14 protein-coding genes are annotated in these 21,110 nt (G+C 71.3%); 10 read left to right on the top strand and 4 right to left on the bottom strand.

The genetic code is table 11. From position 1 onward, the window contains the following. The first annotated feature begins 85 nt into the window (after positions 1-85). From cmtR to OUQ99_RS24585, 3 genes are all read left to right on the top strand, one after another. Positions 86-415, top strand: a complete 330-nt coding sequence (gene cmtR, locus OUQ99_RS24595) for a Cd(II)/Pb(II)-sensing metalloregulatory transcriptional regulator CmtR (protein ID WP_267946161.1) — start codon at positions 86-88, stop codon at positions 413-415. A gap of 594 nt (positions 416-1,009) precedes the next feature. Then, positions 1,010-4,240, top strand: coding sequence for an efflux RND transporter permease subunit (locus OUQ99_RS24590; RefSeq protein ID WP_267946160.1), 3,231 nt, complete (start codon positions 1,010-1,012; stop codon positions 4,238-4,240). Between the two features lie 312 nt (positions 4,241-4,552). Further along, on the top strand, positions 4,553-4,723 hold the full coding sequence (locus tag OUQ99_RS24585) for a hypothetical protein (protein ID WP_267946159.1): 171 nt from the start codon (positions 4,553-4,555) through the stop codon (positions 4,721-4,723). A gap of 62 nt (positions 4,724-4,785) precedes the next feature. On the opposite strand, the gene OUQ99_RS24580 is transcribed toward OUQ99_RS24585, so the two are convergent. Further along, positions 4,786-5,247, bottom strand: coding sequence for an ATP-binding protein (locus OUQ99_RS24580; RefSeq protein ID WP_267946158.1), 462 nt, complete (start codon positions 5,245-5,247; stop codon positions 4,786-4,788). 691 nt (positions 5,248-5,938) lie between these two features. On the opposite strand from OUQ99_RS24580, the gene OUQ99_RS24575 reads away from it, so the two are divergent. The 6 genes from OUQ99_RS24575 (at position 5,939) to OUQ99_RS24550 (ending at position 15,428) form a co-directional block, all read left to right on the top strand. Next, positions 5,939-7,537, top strand: coding sequence for a family 2 glycosyl transferase (locus tag OUQ99_RS24575; RefSeq protein WP_267946157.1), 1,599 nt, complete (start codon positions 5,939-5,941; stop codon positions 7,535-7,537). 579 nt (positions 7,538-8,116) lie between these two features. Next, positions 8,117-9,097 (top strand): ABC transporter permease, encoded by a 981-nt coding sequence (locus tag OUQ99_RS24570; protein WP_267946156.1) that lies wholly within the window; start codon positions 8,117-8,119, stop codon positions 9,095-9,097. Between the two features lie 97 nt (positions 9,098-9,194). Then, positions 9,195-10,106, top strand: a complete 912-nt coding sequence (locus OUQ99_RS24565) for an ABC transporter permease (protein WP_267946155.1) — start codon at positions 9,195-9,197, stop codon at positions 10,104-10,106. A gap of 14 nt (positions 10,107-10,120) precedes the next feature. Next, positions 10,121-12,325, top strand: a complete 2,205-nt coding sequence (locus tag OUQ99_RS24560) for a dipeptide ABC transporter ATP-binding protein (protein WP_267946154.1) — start codon at positions 10,121-10,123, stop codon at positions 12,323-12,325. 75 nt (positions 12,326-12,400) lie between these two features. Then, positions 12,401-14,110: an ABC transporter family substrate-binding protein gene (locus OUQ99_RS24555; protein ID WP_267946153.1), complete on the top strand. Its 1,710-nt coding sequence runs from the start codon at positions 12,401-12,403 to the stop codon at positions 14,108-14,110. A gap of 262 nt (positions 14,111-14,372) precedes the next feature. Next, a complete protein-coding gene (locus OUQ99_RS24550; protein WP_267946152.1) occupies positions 14,373-15,428 on the top strand; it encodes a pectate lyase family protein in 1,056 nt (351 codons plus the stop codon). 71 nt (positions 15,429-15,499) lie between these two features. Here OUQ99_RS24550 and OUQ99_RS24545 read toward each other — a convergent pair whose 3' ends face one another. From OUQ99_RS24545 to OUQ99_RS24535, 3 genes are all read right to left on the bottom strand, one after another. After that, positions 15,500-16,516, bottom strand: a complete 1,017-nt coding sequence (locus OUQ99_RS24545) for a hypothetical protein (protein ID WP_267946151.1) — start codon at positions 16,514-16,516, stop codon at positions 15,500-15,502. Between the two features lie 936 nt (positions 16,517-17,452). After that, positions 17,453-18,328, bottom strand: coding sequence for a hypothetical protein (locus OUQ99_RS24540; RefSeq protein ID WP_267946150.1), 876 nt, complete (start codon positions 18,326-18,328; stop codon positions 17,453-17,455). Positions 18,329-18,421: 93 nt separating this feature from the next. Next, on the bottom strand, positions 18,422-19,522 hold the full coding sequence (locus OUQ99_RS24535) for a pilus assembly protein TadG-related protein (RefSeq protein WP_267946149.1): 1,101 nt from the start codon (positions 19,520-19,522) through the stop codon (positions 18,422-18,424). A 545-nt stretch (positions 19,523-20,067) separates the two neighbouring features. On the opposite strand from OUQ99_RS24535, the gene OUQ99_RS24530 reads away from it, so the two are divergent. Beyond that, positions 20,068-21,042 (top strand): hypothetical protein, encoded by a 975-nt coding sequence (locus OUQ99_RS24530; RefSeq protein ID WP_267946148.1) that lies wholly within the window; start codon positions 20,068-20,070, stop codon positions 21,040-21,042. Positions 21,043-21,110 lie beyond the last annotated feature (68 nt).

The raw sequence follows: 21,110 nt of genomic DNA, 5'->3' as shown, positions 1-21,110 counted from the left end.
CGTGTGCGACCGCGCCCCATAGTTCAGTCTTCACTGTTTATACAGCCAAGGCTGTCTATACAGCAAACTATGTACAATGGTTTTCATGTTGACCTCCGAGCAGCGCCTGTCCGCCATCCACCGGCTCGGGCGCGCGCTGTCCGATCCGACCCGGTCCCGCCTCCTCCTGGCCCTCCTCGAGGGTCCGAACTATCCGGCCGGACTGGCCGACCAGCTCGGACTCACCCGGCAGAACGTCTCCAACCACCTCGCCTGCCTGCGCGACTGCGGGCTGGTGCACACCCACGCCCGCGGCCGCCAGGTCAGCTACGAGCTGGTGGACGCATCCCTGGCGCACGCGCTGGAGGACCTCCTGCGCGTGGTGTGGGGGACCTCCCAGCCGCACGAGCCCCTGGAGGAGCACCGGGTGGGCTGAGTCCCACCCCTTCAGGATGCCCCGGCGGGCCCCGCTCTCCCGGTTGTCCACAGGCCGTTTTCGTGGAGGCGTCGCGCCCCGGTCGCGACGTCTTTTTTTGGTGGACCGGAAATCGTGGCTGTGATGTCCCTTACAAGGAACCGGGGTCTGAGGCCGCGGGAAGGCCCACCTCACCCCGGGGGACTCCGACTTACGGCGGACGTCCCTAACTTTGGTCAGGGATCGACCCTGACAGAAGACTGACGCGCCCCTGAGAGTCCCCTGAACCGGACGGGGTTGGCTGATCTTCCGATATAACGCGACGTATTCTGAATCGTGCGCCAGGCGGATGCTCCCCCTGTGCCGCACATCGCGAACGCACAACCTGCGTCCCCACCAGCACCACACGTTCGAGGACCGGTCGCCAGACCGCAGTGACGGCGTGCCCGCCCGACGGTCGTCGGAAAGCGCTCGACCACCACACCACGGTCTGCTCCCGTGGTCAGCAGCGAACTAGGAGCGAAAACCTCTCATGTCCAGATCGGCCACAAGGGCCCGTGGTACGGGCCGTCCCCCGGCAGGGACCGCCGCCCGCCGCTCGGAAGGGGCCACGGTATGAACCGCCTCGCGGTCATGTCGCTCAAGAACCGGGCGCTGGTCCTGCTCGTCACCCTGGCCGTCCTCTTCTTCGGCGTCCTCGCGGCCGCCTCGGCCAAGCGGGAGCTCTTCCCGGAGATGTCCCTCCCGATGGTGATGGTCTCCGGCACCTACCAGGGCGCCTCGCCCCAGGTCGTGGAGAACCAGGTCACCGAGCCCCTGGAGCAGGCCGTCCAGGGCGTGGCGGGCGCCACCACGGTGACCTCCACCTCCAGCACCGGCTCCTCCCAGGTCACCGTCGAGTTCGACTACGGCTCCGACCAGGACGACCTGGTGCGCCAGACGCAGATCGCGGTCGACCAGATCTCCGGCATGCTCCCCGAGGACGTCAGCACCAGCGTCATGTCCTTCAGCACGGACATGATGCCGGTCGTGATGCTCGCCGCGGGCGCCGAGGACGGCGACGACCAGTCCATGGTCGAACCGCTGGAGACGCACCTCGTCCCCGAGATCGAGTCCCTCCCCGGCGTGCGCTCGGCGATGGTCACCGGCGCCATGGGCTCCGACGTCGTCGTCAGCCCGGACGCGGACGAGCTCGCCTCCGCGGGGCTGTCCCCCCAGGACCTCACCCAGGCCCTCCAGTCGAGCGGCCTGCTCCAACCCGGCGGTGACATCGACTCCGACGGCCGCACCCTGAGCGTGACCACCGGCGAGCAGTTCTCCTCCGTCGAGCAGATCGAGGACGTCTGGGTCCAGCCCTCGGCCGCCGCCGGCGACATGTCCGCCGCGGCGCCCGGAGCGCCCCCCGCGGCCCCGCCGGCCCCGGTCCAGATCTCCGAGGTCGCCGACGTCGAACTCGTCCAGGACGAGGCCACCACGCTGGCCCGCGTCAACGGCGACCCGAGCATCGGCGTCATGGTCATGGCGACGCCCGACGGCAACACCGTCGAGGTGTCCGAGGGGGTCCAGCGGGTCCTCGACGAGCAGGCCGACGTCCTCGGCTCGAACATCGACATCAGCGTGGTCTTCGACCAGGCCCCCTACATCAACGAGTCGATCCTCGCGATGGTCGAGGAGGGCGGCATGGGCCTCGTCGCCGCCGTCGTCATCATCCTCGTCTTCCTCCTGTCGATCCGCTCCACCCTGGTCACCGCGGTGTCCATCCCGGTGTCGGTCCTGATCGGGTTCCTCGGGATGCAGGCGTTCGGGTTCAGCCTCAACATGCTGACCCTCGCCGCCATCACGATCTCCATCGGGCGTGTGGTCGACGACTCCATCGTGGTGCTGGAGAACATCCGCAGGCACCTCGACTACGGCAAGGAGCGGATGGAGGCCGTCCGGACCGGTGTGCGCGAGGTCGCCGCCGCCGTGGTCTCCTCCACCCTCGCCACGATCGCCGTGTTCCTCCCGCTGGCGTTCGTCGGCGGCATGGTCGGCGAGCTGTTCATGCCGTTCGCGGTCACCGCCAGCCTCGCCCTGGCCGCCTCGCTGATCGTCTCCATCACCCTCATCCCGGTGCTCTGCTACTGGTTCATGCGCCCCAAGGACATCGGGGACGCCACCCAGGAGGAGATCGAGCAGGAGGAGAACGAGCGCGAGCGCAAGGGCGTCCTCCAGCGCGCCTACCTGCCCGTCATCCGGTGGATCACCACCAAGCGCAAGGTCGCCACGATCACGACCCTGCTCGCCTCGGTCGTCATCTTCGCCGGCACCGTTCTCATGGCCACCAACCTCGAGACCGACTGGATGGGGCAGTCCGAGGAGAACTCCTACGCGATCGTCCAGGAGCTGCCCCCGGGCACGTCCCTGGAGGAGGCCGACGCCGAGGCCGTCAAGGTCGAGGACGCCCTGGCCGGGTTCGCCTGGGTGGAGTCCTACCAGACCAACGTCGGCGGCGGGGGCATGGCCGGGATGATGGGCGGCGGAGGCAGCAGCCAGGTCGACTACACGGTCACCGCCGACCCCGACACCGACCAGGCCCGCAACCGCGACGTGCTCCGCGACACCCTCGCGGACCTGGACACCGAGTACGAGCCCGTCCTGAGCAGCATGGGCGCCATGGGCGGATCCGGCATCGAGGTGCAGGTCAGCGCGGACGACCAGGAGGTCCTCGCCGAGGCCACCGGCATGGTCGAGGACGAGCTGAGCGCGATCGACGGCACCGCCGACATCACCAACAGCGTCGCCGCGGAGCAGTCCTCGCTGGAGGTCAGCGTCGACGGCGAGGAGGCCGCGGCCGTCGGCCTCACCGAGGCGGCGGTCGGCCAGCAGGTCTCCGCGGCCTTCAACGGCCAGAACGTCGGCACCGTCACCCTCGACGACACCCGCCGTGACCTGGTGGTCCGCTTCGACGAGGCCCCGCAGACGGTGGACGACCTGGAGGACCTGCCCGTCATGGGCGCGACCGGGGCCGTCCCGCTGTCCGACGTGGCCACGGTCGAGGAGGTGCTCCAGCAGCCGGAGCTCACCCGGATCGACGGCATCACCAGCGCCACCGTGTCGGCGAGCGTCACCGCCTCCGACCTGGGCGCGGTGAGCGCCTCCATCACCGAGGCCCTCGACGGGCTGGACCTGCCGGAGGGCGCCTCGGCGACCCTGGGCGGCGTCAGCCAGGACCAGTCCGAGGGCTTCGCCTCGATGATGCTGGCGATGCTCGCCGCGGTCGTGATCTGCTACCTGATCATGGTCGCGACCTTCAAGAGCCTGCTCCAGCCGCTCATGCTGCTGATCTCGATCCCGTTCGCGATCACCGGCTCGCTGGGCCTGCTCCTGATCACCGGAAACCCGCTGGGCATCGCCGGAATGGTCGGCATGCTGATGCTCATCGGCGTGGTCATCACCAACGCCATCGTCCTGATGGACCTGATCAACCAGAACCAGAACAACGGGATGCCGCTCAGCGAGGCGATCGTGGAGGGTGCCCGCCACCGTCTGCGGCCCATCCTCATGACGGCGCTCGCCACCATCGCGGCACTGACCCCGATGGCCCTGGGGATCACCGGCGGCGGGGCGTTCATCTCCGCGCCGCTGGCGATCGTGGTGATCGGCGGCCTGCTGACCTCGACCGTGCTGACGCTGGTCCTGGTCCCGGTCCTCTACCAGCTGGTGGAGTGGTCCAAGCAGCGCCGTGCCGCGCGGAGCGCGGAGCGCGCCGAACGGCGCCGCGCCCGCAAGCGCAAGGCCGCGGGGGGTGCGCCCGAGGGCGGCACGTCCGGGGCCGAGCGGGCCGAGGAGCGGGTCGGCTCGTAGCCGCATGCTCCACAGGGGCGCCCCGCGCGAAGCGCGGGGCGCCCCTCGCCGTTCGCGGTACCGCCTTGCGGGGGGCGCCGGTCGGCGCCCGGGGCTCGTGGATCCCGGTACCACCCCGGTGTCCGGGGACCGGGGACGACCGGTACCGACGGGGCCCGCCGGAACGCCGGCGGGCCCCGTCGTGCGATGTCTGTCCAGGGGAAACCGGGCGATGCCACCGAAATGCCTACTATGTAGGACTTATCGGTCGTCCCTCTCCGTCACCGGAGCGGCGATTTGTGCAATCCGCGCACTACAGGCAGGCTGCGACACATGGCAGAAACGAACAAGAGCCTCGACGACCTGGTCCGCGACGAGCTGGGCGAGGAGCCGTCGCAGGAGGCGAAGGACTACGCGCGCGAACTCTACGAGCGATACCGGCTCCCCGCGCCCACCGAGGGCGGTGGTGCGCAGGAGCAGCAGGGGGCCGGCACCGAGGGGTGACGGCGGGCCCGCGCTCGCTGGCGGCCGGGGCGGCGTGACGGAGCGGCCGCCCGCTCGAACCCCTACTCCGCCGCGTCCACGGGGTCGGTGTCGCAGTCCCACACCAGCTCGAACCAGACCCTGCGCCCCATCCCGTCGGCGCGGGGCTCGGTTCCCCACTTGCTGGACAGCGCCTCGACCAGGTCCAGGCCACGGCCGTGCTCGGCCGTGTCGTAGGGGTCCCGGTGCTGGGGTTGCGGCGCCTCCACCCTGTTCCCCAGGTCCCGCACCTCCACGCGCGCCCACCCGGGGGCGAGGTGGACGCTGACCTCGAACTTGCCGGTCGCCCGGCCCGAGGCGCTGTGCGTGATGGCGTTCGTGGCGAGCTCGCTGGTCAGCAGCGTCGCCGTGGTGAGTTCGGGTGAGGCGGCCAGCTGCCGGGCGACGAACCGCCTCGCGTAGGCGATCTGGCTCGGCAGCCCCGGGAACCGTCGCCGCGCGGGCCTGCGGGCGGTGCCGGTGCTGTGGGGTATCTCGTCTTCCATGTGATTCGCCGGACTGTGTAAGGGACTGGGCGGAGGGACCGGGGCCGGGAGTGCGTCCGGCGACGGGGGACGGGTCCTGTGGGCGGGGCCGTGCGCGTGGCGCGCGACGAGGGGTCCGAGAGAGCTCTGGGATGCTGCGGTCTCACACATTGGGTTCGCTCCCCGATGACGTGTGTTCGCGGCGGGCAGGGCAACGCAGCGCCGGGTCCTCGAGGCGTCCGTGCCCGTGGGGACGGGTCACGGCGCGGAGCGGACGCACAGGGCGGAGCCCCCTGGAGCAGGGAGGGAAGCGGGACTGTGCCACGACTGCTGCGCAAGGGCGGCGACAGGCGTTGGGTGAGAAGCCGCTTGGCTTCCCCGGGGACGGTGGTGGGGCCTGGGGCGGGCCGTGCTGCATGCTCATGTCTGGTAGCGGATGTGCCCTACGACACTGAAGGGCGTATTCGCGATCAGCATACGCTCTGTGCCTCCCCGGAAACCCAGCCGACCTGGCTTGGTCAGGATAACCCCCGCTGAGCTGCCCGAAGAGGGCGTTCGGCCCGACGGGGCGGGTGAGCGGGCGCGCATATCGGCGGGGATTCGTGACTCGTGGGACTCGAGAGCCCAAGTAACGATTACGTCAAGCTCTCCCTGATTCCGGTGCTTCCCGCGGTCTTGCGTCCGCCGCGTCCGACCCGACAAGGTATGGGGCATGGCCTCCCGCTCCCCGCTTCCCCCCGGCCTCGGTGTCGAGATCGACCGCTCCGTCCGCCTCGCCGACGAGGGGCACCTCCTCCTGGGCGGCTGCCCGCCACGGGCCGTCCGCCTCGCCCCGCCCCAGGTCAGCGCGCTGATCCGCTGGCTGAGCGGCGCGGTCCCCGCCGGAGCGGACGAGGGACTGCTCGCCCGCGACCTGATCAGGGCCGGGCTCGCCCACCCCAGTCCGCTGCCCCTCCCGCCGGGGCGCACCGCCGAGGTGGCCGTCGTCGGCCAGGCGGGACCCGCCGCGCTGGAGACCACGCTCGGCCTCCTCGCCGCGTCCCACCCGGAACTGCGGCCGGTCGTCGTCGGAGCCACCGGGGCCTGCGCGTGGATCGCGCGCAGGCACGGAGCCCGGGTCGTGCCCGGTCCGCCCGGGGGTGCGCAGGCACGGGCGGTGGCGCTGGGAGCCTGCTCCGCGGAGTTCGTCGCCCTGGTCGAGTCGGGAGCGCGTCCCACCGCCGGATGGCTGGACACCGCCCTGGGGCATTTCTCCGACCCCGGGGTGGCGGCCGTGGTGCCCCGCGCGCTCACCGACCGGCCCCGGACCCCCGCCCCCCTGAGCAGGGCGGTGGCGGCCGTCGCCGCCCACGGGGCCGGGCCCGACCGCGGCGCCGACCCCGGCGCCGTCCTCCCCTGGGGGCACGGGACCCCCGACCAGGCGCGCCCGGGGGCCTTCGGTGACCAGGGCTCCGACGATCCGCTGCGTCCCGTCCCGGTGCTGGTCGTGCGCCGCTCCGTCGCCGACCTGGACCCCGGGCTGGGGCCGGCCGCCGAACTCGACCTCTTGTGGCGCCTCGCCGGAGGCGGGTGGTCGGTGCGCTACGAGCCGAGGTCCCGTGTGCGGATGCCGCCGACCACGGACATGGGGGACTACCTGCGCGCGTGTTTCACCTCCGGTGCGATCGCGGGGCCCCTGGCGCGCCGCCACGGAGGACGGGCCGCCGGGCCCGAGGTCTCCTGGGCCGGGGCGGCAGCCCTGGCCCTGGCGGCGTCCGGCCGCCCCGGGGCCGCGCTGGCGGCCGGGGCCCTGGGCGGCGCGGCGGTCGCGGCCGCGGTCTGCGGTCGGGCACGCGCCCCGCTGGCGGAGGCGGTGAGGCTGACGGGGCTCGACCTGGTGCGCACCGCCGGGGCGGGTGCGCGCGCGGCGCGGGCCGGATGGTGGCCGGTGGCCGCCGCTGCCGTGGTCGCCGGCACGGTGGCGCGGGGACGCCGCGGGGCGGGCGCGCGGCGGTCCGCCCGGTCGCGCCGGGTCGCCCGGATCGCGGCGGTGTCGGGGGCGGCCCTGGTCCTGCCGCACCTGGCGGCATGGCGGAGGGGGAGGGGCGTGACCCTCGCGGGACCGGTGACCTGGACGGTCCTGGGAGCCGCGGGCGATGCCGCCCGCTCGCTGGGCGCCTGGTGGGGGATGGCGGGGGCGCTCTCCGCGGCTCCCCTGGTGCCGCGGCCGGTGGCGGTGGTGGCCGGGGCCGCGCCGTGGGCGCCCGTCGCCGAGGGGGCCGGGGCGGCCGCCGTCAGGGAGAGCGTGCCCGCCCTCGTCAGCCGTCACTGACTTTCGCTACCCAGGGTGAGTGTCCTCGCCTTCGCGCGTCCGCTGTGCCCTGAGCGCGGGACACGGCGGGCACGGGCGTTCGGTACGCGTTCGCAGGTAGGAGGAGTCAGGGTTTCGTGTGTGTTACTAACTATTGATGTTTGATGGCGCGTTTGTGGCGTTATGTCCAGTTCGAGGGCTTGAATGTTGTTTCGTTCGGGATGCTCTGGAGTTTATTTCCGCAGCTCAACTGGTGTATTGGTAACTGTGGGGAGTCAGCGGGAAGCTGTGTGTGTAAAGATTGACAAAACGGATGCATCCGGATGGTCGAATGGGCACCGTTGTCTTTTCTTGATGGAGTGGTTACCGTCGAGTGTCTAGTGCTCCCGCAGACTCTTGACATTCCGGTCACTGATCGTGAACCGGATGCAATTGTGTTTTGGTAGTCACCGGGAGTAACCCCCACTGGTGGTCGCAGGAACGTGAAGGCTCAACGGCGGCACCCGCCGCGCCCCTCCGATCCGTGACCATCGGTGCTCTCAGTCACGACCGCGCACAAGGGACAAGCGTCGGGCTCGGCTGTGAGGTTCGGAGATAGTTTTGGGCAAGTTCCTGGCCAGGCGGCTGCTGAACTACGTCGTGCTGATCTTTCTCGCGACGAGTTTCGCCTACCTGCTCGCCGCAACCAACCTCTATCCGCGCGGTTATTTCGAGCAGATGCAGCCCCCGCCCACGGCCGAGGTCATCAACGCCCAGCTCGACACCCTCAACCTCAACGACGAGACGCCCCTGGCCGAGCGCTACGCGGTCTGGTTGGGCGGTGTGGTCCAGGGAGACTTCGGACAGAGCATCCAGGGGCGTGACGTCACCCCCCAGATCTGGATGAAGGCCGGCGTCACGCTGCGCCTGATCACGTTCGCCACCGTCCTCGGCGCCGCCGTCGGCATCGCCGTCGGCGCCTACTCCGCCGTACGCCAGTACAGGCGCTTCGACAAGGCCTCCACGGCAGTCGCCTTCTTCGTGCTCTCCGTGCCCACGGTGGTCATCGCGATCAGCGTCCAGGTGGGCGCGACCGCCATCAACGACCTCGTCGGCTTCCAGCTGCTGATCTTCTCCGGCGAGTACTCGGCGGGCTTCCGGGGGGAGTGGTGGCAACTCCTGCTCAACCGGATACACCACGCGCTGCTGCCCACGATCGTGCTCGCCCTCTCCCTGTTCGCGGCCTTCGCGCGCTACCAGCGCAACATGATGCTCGACGTGCTCAACGCCGACTTCGTGCGCACGGCCATGGCGAAGGGGCTCACCCGCAGGAGAGCGCTGTTCAAGCACGCCCTGCGCACCGCGCTGATCCCCACGATCACCTACTTCACCTTCACCTTCGGGATCATGGTGTCCGGCGCGACCTTCACCGAGAAGATCTACGGCTGGCACGGCATGGGCGCCTGGCTGATCGACTCGATCTCCCAGCACGACGTCCACGTGGTCGCGGCGGTCTCCTTCTTCATGGCGGTGACGGTCATGGCCGCCTCGTTCCTCTCGGACATCCTCTACGCCTGGCTCGACCCGAGGGTGCGGGTGTGATCGTGACCGGCCCCCGCACCACCCACGGCGACGCCCGCGCGTCCCGCCCCTCGACCGCCCCGCACACCACCGCGGCAGCCCGGCTGGAGACCACGCCATGAGTACGACCGAAACGAGCACGGAGCCCGCACCGGCACCGGCCGTGCCCCCGGCGCCCAACCGCCTGAGGGACATCGGGCGCCAGCTCCTGGGGACACGGCGCGTCATCATCGGGCTCGGCATGCTCGTCCTGCTGCTGGCCGTCGCCTTCATCGGTCCCCTCCTGACCGGATGGGACGTGGGGGAGCGCGACTACACCTCCCTCATCGACCCGCCCTCGCCCGAGCACTGGATGGGCACCAACCGCACCGGCCAGGACGTCCTCACCCAGAGCACCGCGGGCCTGCAGAGGTCGCTGCTCATCGGACTCCTCGTCGCCCTGCTCTCGACGGCGGTCGCCGCCCTGGTCGGCTCCTTCGCCGGGTACTTCGGGGGCCTCACCGACCGCGGCCTCATGTGGATCGCCGACCTGGCCCTGGTCCTGCCCAGCTTCGTCGTCCTGGCGATCCTGTCCAAGCACTTCGTCGGCAACGGCGGCTGGCTGGTCCTCGTCATCCTGCTGGCCGCGTTCAGCTGGATGGTCACCTCCAAGATGGTCCGCGGACTGACCATCTCCCTGCGCGAACGCGAGTACATCCACGCCGCCCGGTACATGGGCGTCCCCCCGCACAAGATCATCCTGCGGCACATCCTGCCCAACATGTCGTCCCTGCTCATCGCGGACGCCACGATCGCCGTGAGCACGGCGATCATCGGCGAGACCGCACTGAGCTACTTCGGCCTGGGCGTGCAGGCACCGGACATCAGCCTAGGCGTGGTCATCGCCGACGGCTCCCGGTTCGCGACCACGGCGTGGTGGATGTTCATGTTCCCCACGCTCCTGCTGGTGGTCCTCGTGCTCGCGGTGAACATGATCGGGGACGGGCTGCGCGACGCCCTCGACCCGCAGTCCAAGTCGCGCCGCTCCTAGGGGGACAGCAACACATGAGCACCGAAACGGTCGCCGCCACCGACGTCGCCCGAGACGGGCGGACCGCGGACAGCCCGGTCCTGGAGGTCACCGACCTCACCGTCACCTTCCCGGGGTTCGACGGCAACCCCGACGTGCACGCCGTCCGCGGCGTCAGCTACGCCGTCGGACGAGGCGAGGTCCTGGGCATCGTCGGCGAGTCCGGCTCCGGCAAGTCCGTCTCCTCGATGGCCGCCATGGGCCTGCTGCCCGAGCACGCGAGGATCACCGGCTCGGTCCTGCTGCACGGGGAGGAGATCCTCGGACTGGACGACCGGGCGATGGCCGCCAAACGCGGCAAGGTCATCTCCATGGTCTTCCAGGACCCGCTCTCCGGCCTCACCCCCGTCTACACCGTCGGCGACCAGCTGGCCGAGGCCGTCCTGGTCCACGACCCGAAGACCCCCAAGGCCAAGGCGCACGATCGGGCCGTCGAACTCCTCGACCTCGTCGGCATCCCCAACGCGGCCCAGCGCTACCGGTCCTTCCCGCACGAGTTCTCCGGCGGCATGCGCCAGCGGGTCATGATCGCCATGGCCATGGCCAACAACCCCGACGTCATCATCTGCGACGAGCCCACCACCGCGCTCGACGTCACCATCCAGGCCCAGATCCTCGACCTGCTCCGCACCGCGCAGAACGAGACCGGCGCGGCCATCGTCATGATCACCCACGACCTGGGGGTGGTCGCGGGCTTCGTCGACCGCGTCCTGGTCATGTACGCGGGCCGCCCCGTCGAGATCGGCACCGTCGACGAGATCTACTACAGCAGCCGCATGCCCTACACCATGGGCCTGCTCGGCGCCGTCCCCCGCATGGACCTGGACCGCCAGGGCGCCCTCGTCCCCATCAAGGGCACCCCGCCGTCACTGTCCCACCTGCCGCCCGGCTGCCCCTTCGCGCCGCGCTGCCCCATCGCCCAGCCCGAGTGCGAGGCCGCCGAGCCCGAACTGCTCGCCATCGGCTCCCAGCCGAGCGCGGAGGCCATCCGGCTCGCCCACGCCGACGGCGGGACCGCGCCCGGGAGCACCGGGGTCCACGACACCGGCGTGCAGAGGGTGGCGTGCATCCGCTCCGGCGAGATCGCCGACCGGGGCTGGACCGCCCAGGACATCTACCCCGTCCCGGAGATCCCCGACGTCCCGGCCGCCGACGTCCCCCGCGAGGACCGGCCCGAGATGCTGCGGGTCGAGGGCCTGGTCAAGCACCACGCGCTCAACAAGGGCATGGTGTTCAAGCGGCGCGTCGGCACGGTCTACGCGGTGGACGGCATCGACTTCGACATCCGCGAGGGCGAGACCCTCGCGCTCGTCGGCGAGTCCGGCTGCGGCAAGTCCACCACCCTCATGCAGATCATGGACCTGGAGAAACCCCAGAGCGGCTCCGTCTCCGTCATGGGCAAGGACGTGACCACGCTCGGCAAGAGCGGGCGGTTCGCGCTGCGGCGCGACATGCAGATCGTCTTCCAGGACCCCATGAGCTCCCTGGACCCCCGCATGCCGGTGTTCGACATCATCGCCGAGCCCCTGCGGGCCCACCGGACCGGCACGGCCGAGGTCACCCGGCGCGTCTACGAGCTCATCCAGCTCGTCGGCCTCGACCCCGAGCACGCCACCCGCTTCCCCTCGGAGTTCTCCGGCGGCCAGCGCCAGCGCATCGGCATCGCCCGTGCCCTGGCGCTGGAGCCCAAGCTGCTGGTCCTCGACGAGCCCGTGTCCGCGCTCGACGTGTCCATCCAGGCCGGCGTCGTCAACCTCCTGGAGGAGCTCCAGGCCAGGCTGGGACTCTCCTACCTGTTCGTGGCGCACGACCTGTCCGTGGTACGGCACATCGCCGACCGCGTGGCCGTCATGTACCTCGGCCGGATCGTGGAGATCGGCGACACCCGGTCCGTCTACTCCAGGCCCGCGCACCCCTACACCCAGGCGCTGCTGTCCGCCATCCCGATCCCCGACCCGGAGAAGGAGCGGGCCCGTACCCACATCGTCCTCGACGGAGACCTGCCCAGCCCCGCCAACCCGCCCTCGGGTTGCAGGTTCCGGACCAGGTGCCAGAAGTTCATCACCCTCTCCGACACGGAGAAGGACACGTGCGTGAACGTCGAACCGCAGATCCTCGCCACCAACGGAGGAGACCAGGGCGCCGCCTGCCACTACGCGGAACGGCGCCAGGTCGTCTGACCCCCCCCGGCCCTTCGAGGCACGGCCGGCGCCGCCCCGCGCGCCGGCAGAACCACCCCCATAGGAGGAATCCCCATGCGAATCGGGAAGGCGCGCTATCTCGCCCCCGTCGCCGCCCTGGTGATGGTCGCCAGCGCCTGCGGCAGCGATGACGGAAACGACCCGGACGCCGCGCAGGAGGAGGTCGCCGCGCTGCCCGCGTCCGACCTCAACGCCGCTCCGCGCGAGGACCTGCAGGAGGGCGGCACCTTCGTGTGGGCCCTCAGCGAGTACGAAGAACAGCACAACATGGTGCACGTCCAGGGCAACAAGGCCGAGGTGCGCCGTGTCCTTGGCTCCCTCATGCCGACCCCGACCCGGTTCGACGACGAGGGCGGCTTCGCCCCCAACGAGGCCTACGTCCTCGATTACGGGGTCAGCGACGACGGCCTGGAGGTCTCCTACACCCTCAACCCCGACGCGGTCTGGTCCAACGGCGAGCCCATCACCTGGGAGGACTACGAGGCCCAGGTCATCACCCGCAAGGGTGAGCGCGACGGCGAGTTCGAGGTCGGCTCCGACACCGGCTACAAGTGGATCGAGGACGTCGTCCAGGGCGAGGACGAGTACTCGTTCACCCTGGAGTTCTCCCGGCCCTACGCCGACTGGCCCGCCCTCTTCGACATCGTGTACCCCAAGGAGTACATGGAGGACGAGGAGCTCTTCCTGGAGGGCTACGACGGCGAGATCCCCGTCACGGCCGGCCCGTTCGCGGACCCCGAGTTCGACGACGTCACCCAGCGCATCACGGTGACGAAGAACGAGGACTGGTGGGGCGAGCCCGCCATGCTGGACGAGATCGTCTTCACCCACGTGGCGATCGACGGCCAGGCGACCGCGTTCAACAACGGTGAGATCGACGCCTTCTACCTCGGCTACGACGCCGCCGCGTGGGAGCTCCTGAAGGACCGCGAGGGCACCTACTTCACCCGCGCCGTCGACAACGCCCACCGGTTCATCTCGCTGAACGCCGGAAGCGAGATGCTCCAGGACAAGAACGTCCGCCAGGCCATCTCCATGGCCGTCAACCGCGACACCATGGCCGAGGTGGCCCTGGGCGCCGTGGACTGGCCCATCACCGGCGAGGTCAACCGCCTGCTCCGCTCCAGCCAGAACGGCTACCAGGACAACAGCGACCCGGTCGGCACCTTCGACCCCGAGGCCGCGGCGGCGCTGCTCGACGAGGCCGGCTGGACCCTGGAGGAGGGCGCGGAGTTCCGCACCAACGAGGCGGGCGACACCCTGACCCTCGGCTGGGTGGCCTCCGAGGACATGCAGCTGGCCAAGGACGAGGGCGACATCGCCCGCGAGATGCTCGCCGAGATCGGCGTCGAGGTGGACGTCCAGAACGTTCCCGGCAACGCCCTGTTCTCGGACTACGTCATCCCGGGCAACTACGAGATGGCCAGCTTCGTCCTGACCGGCTCCAACCCCTACCCCACCGACACCGAGGGCAACTACAGCGGCCCGGTCGACGAGGCGGGGGAGGAGTGGGGCAACAACACCAGCTTCCACTCCACCCAGGAGATCAACGACCTCTACGAGGAGCTGGCCGGGGAGACCGACCCGGACCGCTACGCCGAGATCGCCAACCAGATCGACGCCGCCATCTGGGAGGAGGTCCTCACCATCCCGCTGTTCGAGCGTCCCGGCCAGTACGCGATGGACGAGAACCTGCGCAACTGGGGCGCCTACGGCGTCGCCGGCAGCTACGTCTACGAGGACATCGGCTGGCTCGCCGAGTAGCCTCCGCGACGGCACCGCCCACGGCGGTCCGAGCAGCCGCTGCTCCGAGCGCCGAAGGACACCGGGGCGCCGGTCCCCGACAGGGGGCCGGCGCCCTTCGCCGTGCCAAGCCGCCCGCGGTCCCCGATCCGCCACCGGCCCTCGGAACGAGCCCCGCGCGCAGGGGGAACCGGGCCCTGGGTTGGGTCTGCGAACCCCGCTGTGGCAGGGTCGGGGGTGCAACCCCCCGCCCCCCGTTACCCCGCTCGCTGGAAAGCTCTCGATGAGACCTCACCCCATCCCCGCCGCGGCCGCGGCGGTGCTGCTCTGCGCGGCCCTCGTCTCCTGTACACGCGAGGAGGAGGAACCCCGGGACGCCGTCGAGCCCCCCGTCGGCGCGGCCGTCGAGCCGCAGACGGAGGAGGCCGACGAGTCGAGCCCCCCGCCCTCGGAGGAACCCGGGGAGGAGGACCCGTTCGGCACCCCGGTCGGTTGGGCCGGCGAGCCCCTGGAACGCGACGGCGAGGACCACCCCGGCGTCACCGGCGGAGCGGGGGGTGAGACCGTCACCGCGTCCGACGCGGACGAGCTCTCCGACCACCTCTCCGACGAGGAACCGCTCACCATCGAGGTCAGCGGACGCATCGACCTGGACGGGGCCGTCGAGGTCGGCTCCGACAAGACGCTCGTGGGTGTGGGGGACGGCGCCGAGCTCACCGGCGGGAGACTGGTCGTCGACGGCTCCAGCAACGTCGTCCTCGCCAATCTGGCGCTGGAGTCGGACGGGACGGCGGTGGCGGTCCGCGGAGGGGCGCACCACGTGTGGGTGGACGGCTCCACCCTCACCGGGGGCGACGGCGGCGCCGCCCTGGTCACCGTCACCGGAGGCGCCGACAACGTCACCCTGTCCTGGAACCACTTCCGGGACGCGGAGTCGGCCATCGGCATCGGCGGCGAGGACGACGAGCCCGGCGCCCTCCGCGTGACCGTGCACCACAACTACTTCGACGGGACCTCCGGCCGGCACCCGAGTGCCCGGTCCGCCGAGCACGTGCACGTGTTCAACAACTACTACCGGGCCAACCCCGAGTACGGGGTACGGTCCACCCACGACGCCAACGTGCTGGTGGAGGGCAACTACTTCGACGGAACCCCGGTCTCGGTGGCGCCCGAGGACGAGGAGCCGGGCAACGTCGTCACCCGCGACAACCTGCTGGTCGACTCGGCCCAGCCCGACCTGCGCGGCGCCGTCCCCGACCCGCCCTACACCTACGAGCTCGACGACACCGCGACGGTCCCCGACGTGGTGGCGGCGGGAGCGGGCGCCGACACCCCGTAGCCGCGGGCGGTCGGCGCCGGGCCCCGGGGCGGGGCAGTGCCGGGGCCCGATGCGCGCCCGCTTCCGGGGGCTCAGCTGAACGAGTGGTACTCGTAGCTCTCCGCGAAACCGCCGGCGGCCCGGTAGTCGAGTCTGCGCGGATATCCCTGCTCGTCGATCCACAGCTCGAACTCGGCGTTCGACACGAGGGTGAGGGTGTTGACCCCGCTGTCCTTGTCGTAGCCGCCCACCTTGGCGGAGAAGGTCCCCGTGTAGAGGTAGGCGCTGTGGGTGCTCCGCTGGCCGGGCCACCGCAGGTCCACCTCCTCCAGGCCGACCAGGGCCAGGTCGGAGGAGGTTTCGAGGATCTCGTGCAGCTTGGCCGAGCCGAACCCCCGCGAACACAGGTAGCCGTCCGCCTCGCTCGGCGGATCCAGGAGCTTGAGCCCCCGGTCCGCCGTCATCATGAGCTGCCCGTCGCCCACGTCGTAGCGGTAGACGCTCTGTCCCTCCGTCGTGGTGAAGAAGTGGTCGAACTCCGGCTCGGCCGTGGCGTCGTACATGACGCGCCCGCGGCCGGAGGCCACGTTCGGGTACGCGGGCGCCGCCGGGACCGCCCCGGCGGCCGGCTGTCCGGCGGCACGCCGGGCGTCGTCGGCGGAACCCCCCGAGGCGGGCAGGACCCGGGGCGCCCGCCGCTCCTGGTCGGGCGCCTCGGACCCCTCACCGCCTTCTGGGCCGTCCGGGCGCTCCCGGCCCTCCGAGGCCTGCGAGCCCTCCGGCCCGGCGCTCCCGTCGTCGACGGTGAAGGTGATGTGGAAGGCGGCCGAGTCCTCCACCAGGCCCGCGGCCACCGCCACGTAGGACTCGGCGTCCTCCGGGTCGGCCTCCGAGGAGGGGGCGCCCGTCCGGGGCGGCCGCGACTCGGGACCGTCCGCGACCTCCAGGGGCCGCAGGGGGGAGCCCAGCGTGAGCCGGGCCACCCCCCAACCGCTGGCGATCACGGCGAGGCAGACCACGACCACGAGCACGGACACCAGCCAGTTGGGGCGCTCTCCCCCCTCCGGAGGCGGGTCCTCGGAGTCGGAGGTGCGCGGTATCGACGGCATCGACACGGCCTGGGCCTCGTTTCTGCGAATCGGAACGCGCCCGCCAGGGCACGGAGGGGGACGGCGGCGCATCTTCGTCAGCTGGCGTCGTCGGGTTGCGTCTGCGGGGGGTACGACGCGGTGACGCAGTGTTCTGTTCGATGGTCGCATGCACGTAATCGCTCCCCGCATCGGCGAACCGGAGCACCCAGTCCAGGTGCGGCGTCTCCAGAGCCGGCTCCAGGAAGCCGAAGGTGCGGGTCCGCGACAGCCTTCGCAGGGCCTCCTCCGACGCGTGCTCCCACAGTGCCCGGACCGCTACCCGGGCCGCGCCGGTCGCGGCGAAGGAACGGCTGGAGAAGAGTTCGTGCAGCTCATCGGCTTCCAAACGAAGAACGGTCGCTTCGAGTACCTCCGATTCCAGCAGTCCCAGGAGCGCCAGCGCACAGTCGACGCGAGCCACGGGGTCGGGAACGAGCGTGCCCCGCGAGCAGCGCAGGACGGCTTCGGCCGCGGCCACAGGATCCAGCGTCCAGTCACCGTCCGGTAGGCGTTCGTGGCCGATTGTGGCCTCGTCGTTATGGTCCGGCCCGATCGTTCCGCCGCTCCCGGGGAGCCCGTGGCGGCCGGTCCCGTTCGCACCGGGCTCTCCGCCGGAGCGACCGCCGGGAGGGGCCGCCTCCCCGGGCGGAGCCTCCGGGACCCGGCCCAGGGCGGCGTGCACGGCGCCGCGGACCTCCGCGGGCAGTTCCCGAACCGGTGCCTGGACCGCGAGCGCCACCACGGCGGCCACCACGACCAGCAGGGCCGTGTACTCGATCACGGCGTTGCCCCGGTCCACGTCGGGCCTCCTTTCTCCTGTCGGGGACGGTGGCGGGGGTACTGCGGGCGGCCCCCGGGGACTCGGCGGGAAGGGCGCGGGCGTCGGGCACCGCGCTCGGAGGGGCCACCCGGGTCTCAGGGCTCCGGGGGAGCCGTCAGCAGGGGAGGCCGTGCCGCGTAGGCGCGGATCTTCCGGCGGACGCGGCGCAGACGGTGCGGTGGACACGACCAGCCCCGTCGGACGAGCGTGTGCAGGAGGCGCCGCACCAGGCGGTCGGGGCGCCGCCGGAGGTCGTACACGCCGACGGAGACCACCTCCCAGCCCTCGGCGCGCATCGCGGCGTAGCGGGCGCGGTCGCGGGCCAGGGTCTCTCGCGAGGAGTGGAACTCCAGGCTGTCGTACTCCAGCGCCACCCCCAGGGAGGGCCAGCCGAGGTCGGCGTGGAACAGGCCCTCCGCGGTGGCGATCGGACACCGGGGGACGGGAGGCGGCAGCCCCGCCTCCAGGAGCAGTACCCGTGCCCACGACTCGGCGGGGGACTGGCTCAGGGCACTGGAGTAGGACAGCGCGGAGCGGAGCCGGCGCAGCCGCGGTTGCGCCCGGGGAGCGCGGGCCGCGCGGGCCATCTCGTCGTCGGTGACCAGCCCCCGTGAGAGGAACCCGTCGAGACGGGCCGTGGCCACGAAGACCGAGGGGGCGCGTGCGGCGACGTCGGCGGCGGTCCTCGCCGGGGTGGTGATCCGGACGCCCTCCACCACGGTGGTGTCGGCGGGCGGCAGGACCTCCCTGTGGGCGACGACCGGGGCCCCGGCGGTGCTCACCCCCGGCGGTACCGACACGTGCAGCCGGGTGCGGGTGGGCCGGGCGCCGCGCGGGTACAGGTCCACGCCCCACACGTAGGCGGCGGTGACGTCGGCGGCGACCGCCGTGGCGGACACCGTGTCGAGGACGGGGGCGAGTGTGCGGAGGAGGAGGGAGCGGTCGGGGAGGGCGACCCCACGGAGTGTCATACCTCCAGGCTGGACCGCGGCCGGAGGGGGGACAAGGGGGAGTTCGCGCCTGTGGACGGCCGCGCCGCTCCGCCTCCGGCGGAGGCGGCGGCCCTACTGCATGTTCCCCTCACCCGCGGCCAGGTGGATGTGGTCGACGTGGTCCTGCGTGTTGTTCCCGGTGTCCTGGTGGAAGCGGCGCACGCTCTCCCAGGGCCCCACCGGGTCGAAGGCCGCGTTCCAGATGTGGTGGTCGTAGATGATGCCCTTGACGCGCAGCTCCCTGGCCCGCGGGATGATCCAGTTGATCACCGTCACAGCGGTCTGGTGCATCTGCGGGGTCGGCACCGCGCCCAGGTCCGACACCATCATGTAGTCGACCGCCTGGCCGGTGTGGTGGTCGCTCCCGGGCTCCGTGCGCCGTCCGCCCGCGGAGATGTAGAACCCGCCGAACTCCTCCTGGAGGCGGTTGTGCACCGCGCACATCGCGGGGTGGAGGGAGCCGAGCGAGGAGCAGTTCACCACGGCGCCGCCCCCGAAGTACGAGTCCGGGTCGAACCTGTACCGGCCCTCCTGGTCCACCAGGTGCACGGCGACCAGGCGCTTGGCCGACTCGACGTCGGTGACCGGCCCGCCGCCGCAGTCCATGACGCCGCCGTCCACGCCGCAGTCGTGGGGGACCCGGACGATCGCGATGGCCGAGGCGTTGCCGACCACGGTGTCGGTCTCGTCCTCGCTCCCGTCGCACACCACGTCGTTCCAGTGCCGGGACCCGTCCTCCTCCAGCTCCCTCTGGCAGACGGCGCCGCGCACCTCGACCCGCACGATGTTGCCGTACCGCCCGAGGCTGTTGTCGCTGGCGCGGATGTCGGTCAGGACCGCCCCGTTGGCCCGCGCGTACTCCTCGGCGCGTCCCTCGGCGACCTCCTCGTCGAACCACGGGTACGGGATGCCGCCCTCGACCATCTCCTGGGCGGCCTCGTCCTGCAGGGCACCCACGGCGGCCAGCGCGGCGGCGTCGGCGGCCGTCTGGACCCGGGAGCGCGTGTCGTTGGCGGCGCCGACCCTGACGAACAGCAGGGTCAGGGCCAGCAGGGCCAGGGTGAGGCCGAAGAGCAGGAGGGTGTTGGCCTGCCCTTCGTCGTCGCGGCCCAGGAGGGGCCGGGGCCTCTTCCGGGCTGAGGAGGAGGGGAGGAGGGTCCGTCGCAGTCCCATGTGTTTTCCGTGGGTGGGGGCCTTCCCCGTGTGGGCGGGGAGCGGGGGCGGGTGTTCGAGGGGCCGGGAGCGCGTCGCGCAGGGCGTGCGTGCGAGCGCATCCGGACAGTTGCCCTGCCGGGCGCAGCTTATCCGGGCTTGTCCATGATCGGTAGTCGCCTGTGGACGGAACCGCGTTTCACGCGACGCCGGAGGGGGTTTTCGTCCTTTTGATGTCGCCCTGGGCGGTGGAGGCGTGACCACACCTGGCCATCGGCGCGGGAGTTCGTCCACACTCGCCTGTTGGCCCGTTTCGCGGCGCTTGGCCTGGTAAGAAAGGAAACGCGGACCGACCGTCCCGCCGTGCCGACGGGTGTGCCCGGGAGGGATGCGGGGGCCGCGCCGGGCTCGCGCGCGGGTTTTTGTCGTGTGTTCGGCCAGAATCGGATTCCACCCGGAAGGATGTACACCGTCCGGAAGCCGCATACGGGGAACTTTCCCAACCCTCACGGCAATCCACCCAAGAAATCCACGTGCCACATACAGGGCAACTAGAAGGCGAGAACATGAGCGCCCGAAAAGCGATGACGCCCGTCGAACAGGACGAATCCCTCCGCGGTCTGGGAGCGGACCTGCTGCGGACGGCCCCCGAGGACTGGGCCAAGTTCCGGCTCGTGTACTCGGGACTCGCCGACGCCGAGTCCGCCCACTTCGAGGTCATGTTCGACGGGGGCCGGAGCACCGGGTGGCTCCCGCCGCTGTCCGCACTGGAGGTACTGCGGGAGGTCCGCTCCGGCATGTACACGCACGGGAAGGGCACCTGGTACACGGCCTACTTCGAGTACGACCGGACCGGCCGGTACCGGGTCCGGTACGACTACGACAACGAGCCCTGGTTCGACGAGCCCCGGGACGCCGCCGACTACATGCTCGACCTGGAGTACTTCCCCCGCGACGACGAGCACCTCCCCGACTGGCTCATGGAGAGACTCGAGGGGGAACGGGTGCCCGACACGTCGGAGGCCTCGTCGCCCTGGAGCGTGTTCCGGAGCGCGCGCGTCACGCGGGAGACCAGGATCGCTCCCGGCGACATGTCGCCCGAGGAGATGATGGACACCGTCCAGGAGATCGTCGACCGCACGATCGAGTCCGTGTGGGGCGAGTGGAGCGAGATCGTCGTCGACTACAAGGGGCTCGTCGGGGTCTCCTCGGCCAGGGTCAGCGTGCGCACACCGGACGGCGGGACGGAGTGGGACCTCCTCCTGCCGGAGGCCGGCCGCCTGCTCGGCCGCCTGAGGACGGGCATGTACCAGCCGGGCAAGGGGACGTGGTTCACCGCCCGCATCACGATCCAGGAGTCCCGGGAGATCGGGGTCCACTTCGACCACCAGAACCCGCCGGAGTTCGACGTGGAACCCGACCCCCGAAGCTACCACCAGGACATGCGGTACTTCCCCCGCAGCGCCGACCACCTCCCCGACTGGCTCCTGGACCACCTGAGCGCCGCTCAGCGCCTGCTCCGCGCCGACGCGCAGGAGTAGCCGCGGCGTCCGCGGGCGGGCCCTGCCGGGACCCGCCCGCGGACGCCGTGCTCCGGTGGCGGCCGCGG

Origin of the sequence: Streptomonospora nanhaiensis, from assembly GCF_026642255.1 — a bacterium.
Taxonomy (GTDB): Bacteria; Actinomycetota; Actinomycetes; order Streptosporangiales; family Streptosporangiaceae; genus Nocardiopsis; species Nocardiopsis tropica.
This window is presented reverse-complemented; position numbering and strand designations above follow the sequence as displayed.

Bases quoted from the DNA above. Each gene is read 5' to 3' on its own strand.
- cmtR (WP_267946161.1), top strand. From the start codon at position 86: ATGTTGACCTCCGAGCAGCGCCTGTCCGCCATCCACCGGCTCGGGCGC.
- OUQ99_RS24590 (WP_267946160.1), top strand. From the start codon at position 1,010: ATGAACCGCCTCGCGGTCATGTCGCTCAAGAACCGGGCGCTGGTCCTG.
- OUQ99_RS24585 (WP_267946159.1), top strand. From the start codon at position 4,553: ATGGCAGAAACGAACAAGAGCCTCGACGACCTGGTCCGCGACGAGCTG.
- OUQ99_RS24580 (WP_267946158.1), bottom strand. From the start codon at position 5,247: ATGGAAGACGAGATACCCCACAGCACCGGCACCGCCCGCAGGCCCGCG.
- OUQ99_RS24575 (WP_267946157.1), top strand. From the start codon at position 5,939: ATGGCCTCCCGCTCCCCGCTTCCCCCCGGCCTCGGTGTCGAGATCGAC.
- OUQ99_RS24565 (WP_267946155.1), top strand. From the start codon at position 9,195: ATGAGTACGACCGAAACGAGCACGGAGCCCGCACCGGCACCGGCCGTG.
- OUQ99_RS24560 (WP_267946154.1), top strand. From the start codon at position 10,121: ATGAGCACCGAAACGGTCGCCGCCACCGACGTCGCCCGAGACGGGCGG.
- OUQ99_RS24555 (WP_267946153.1), top strand. From the start codon at position 12,401: ATGCGAATCGGGAAGGCGCGCTATCTCGCCCCCGTCGCCGCCCTGGTG.
- OUQ99_RS24550 (WP_267946152.1), top strand. From the start codon at position 14,373: ATGAGACCTCACCCCATCCCCGCCGCGGCCGCGGCGGTGCTGCTCTGC.
- OUQ99_RS24545 (WP_267946151.1), bottom strand. From the start codon at position 16,516: ATGCCGTCGATACCGCGCACCTCCGACTCCGAGGACCCGCCTCCGGAG.
- OUQ99_RS24540 (WP_267946150.1), bottom strand. From the start codon at position 18,328: ATGACACTCCGTGGGGTCGCCCTCCCCGACCGCTCCCTCCTCCTCCGC.
- OUQ99_RS24535 (WP_267946149.1), bottom strand. From the start codon at position 19,522: ATGGGACTGCGACGGACCCTCCTCCCCTCCTCCTCAGCCCGGAAGAGG.
- OUQ99_RS24530 (WP_267946148.1), top strand. From the start codon at position 20,068: ATGAGCGCCCGAAAAGCGATGACGCCCGTCGAACAGGACGAATCCCTC.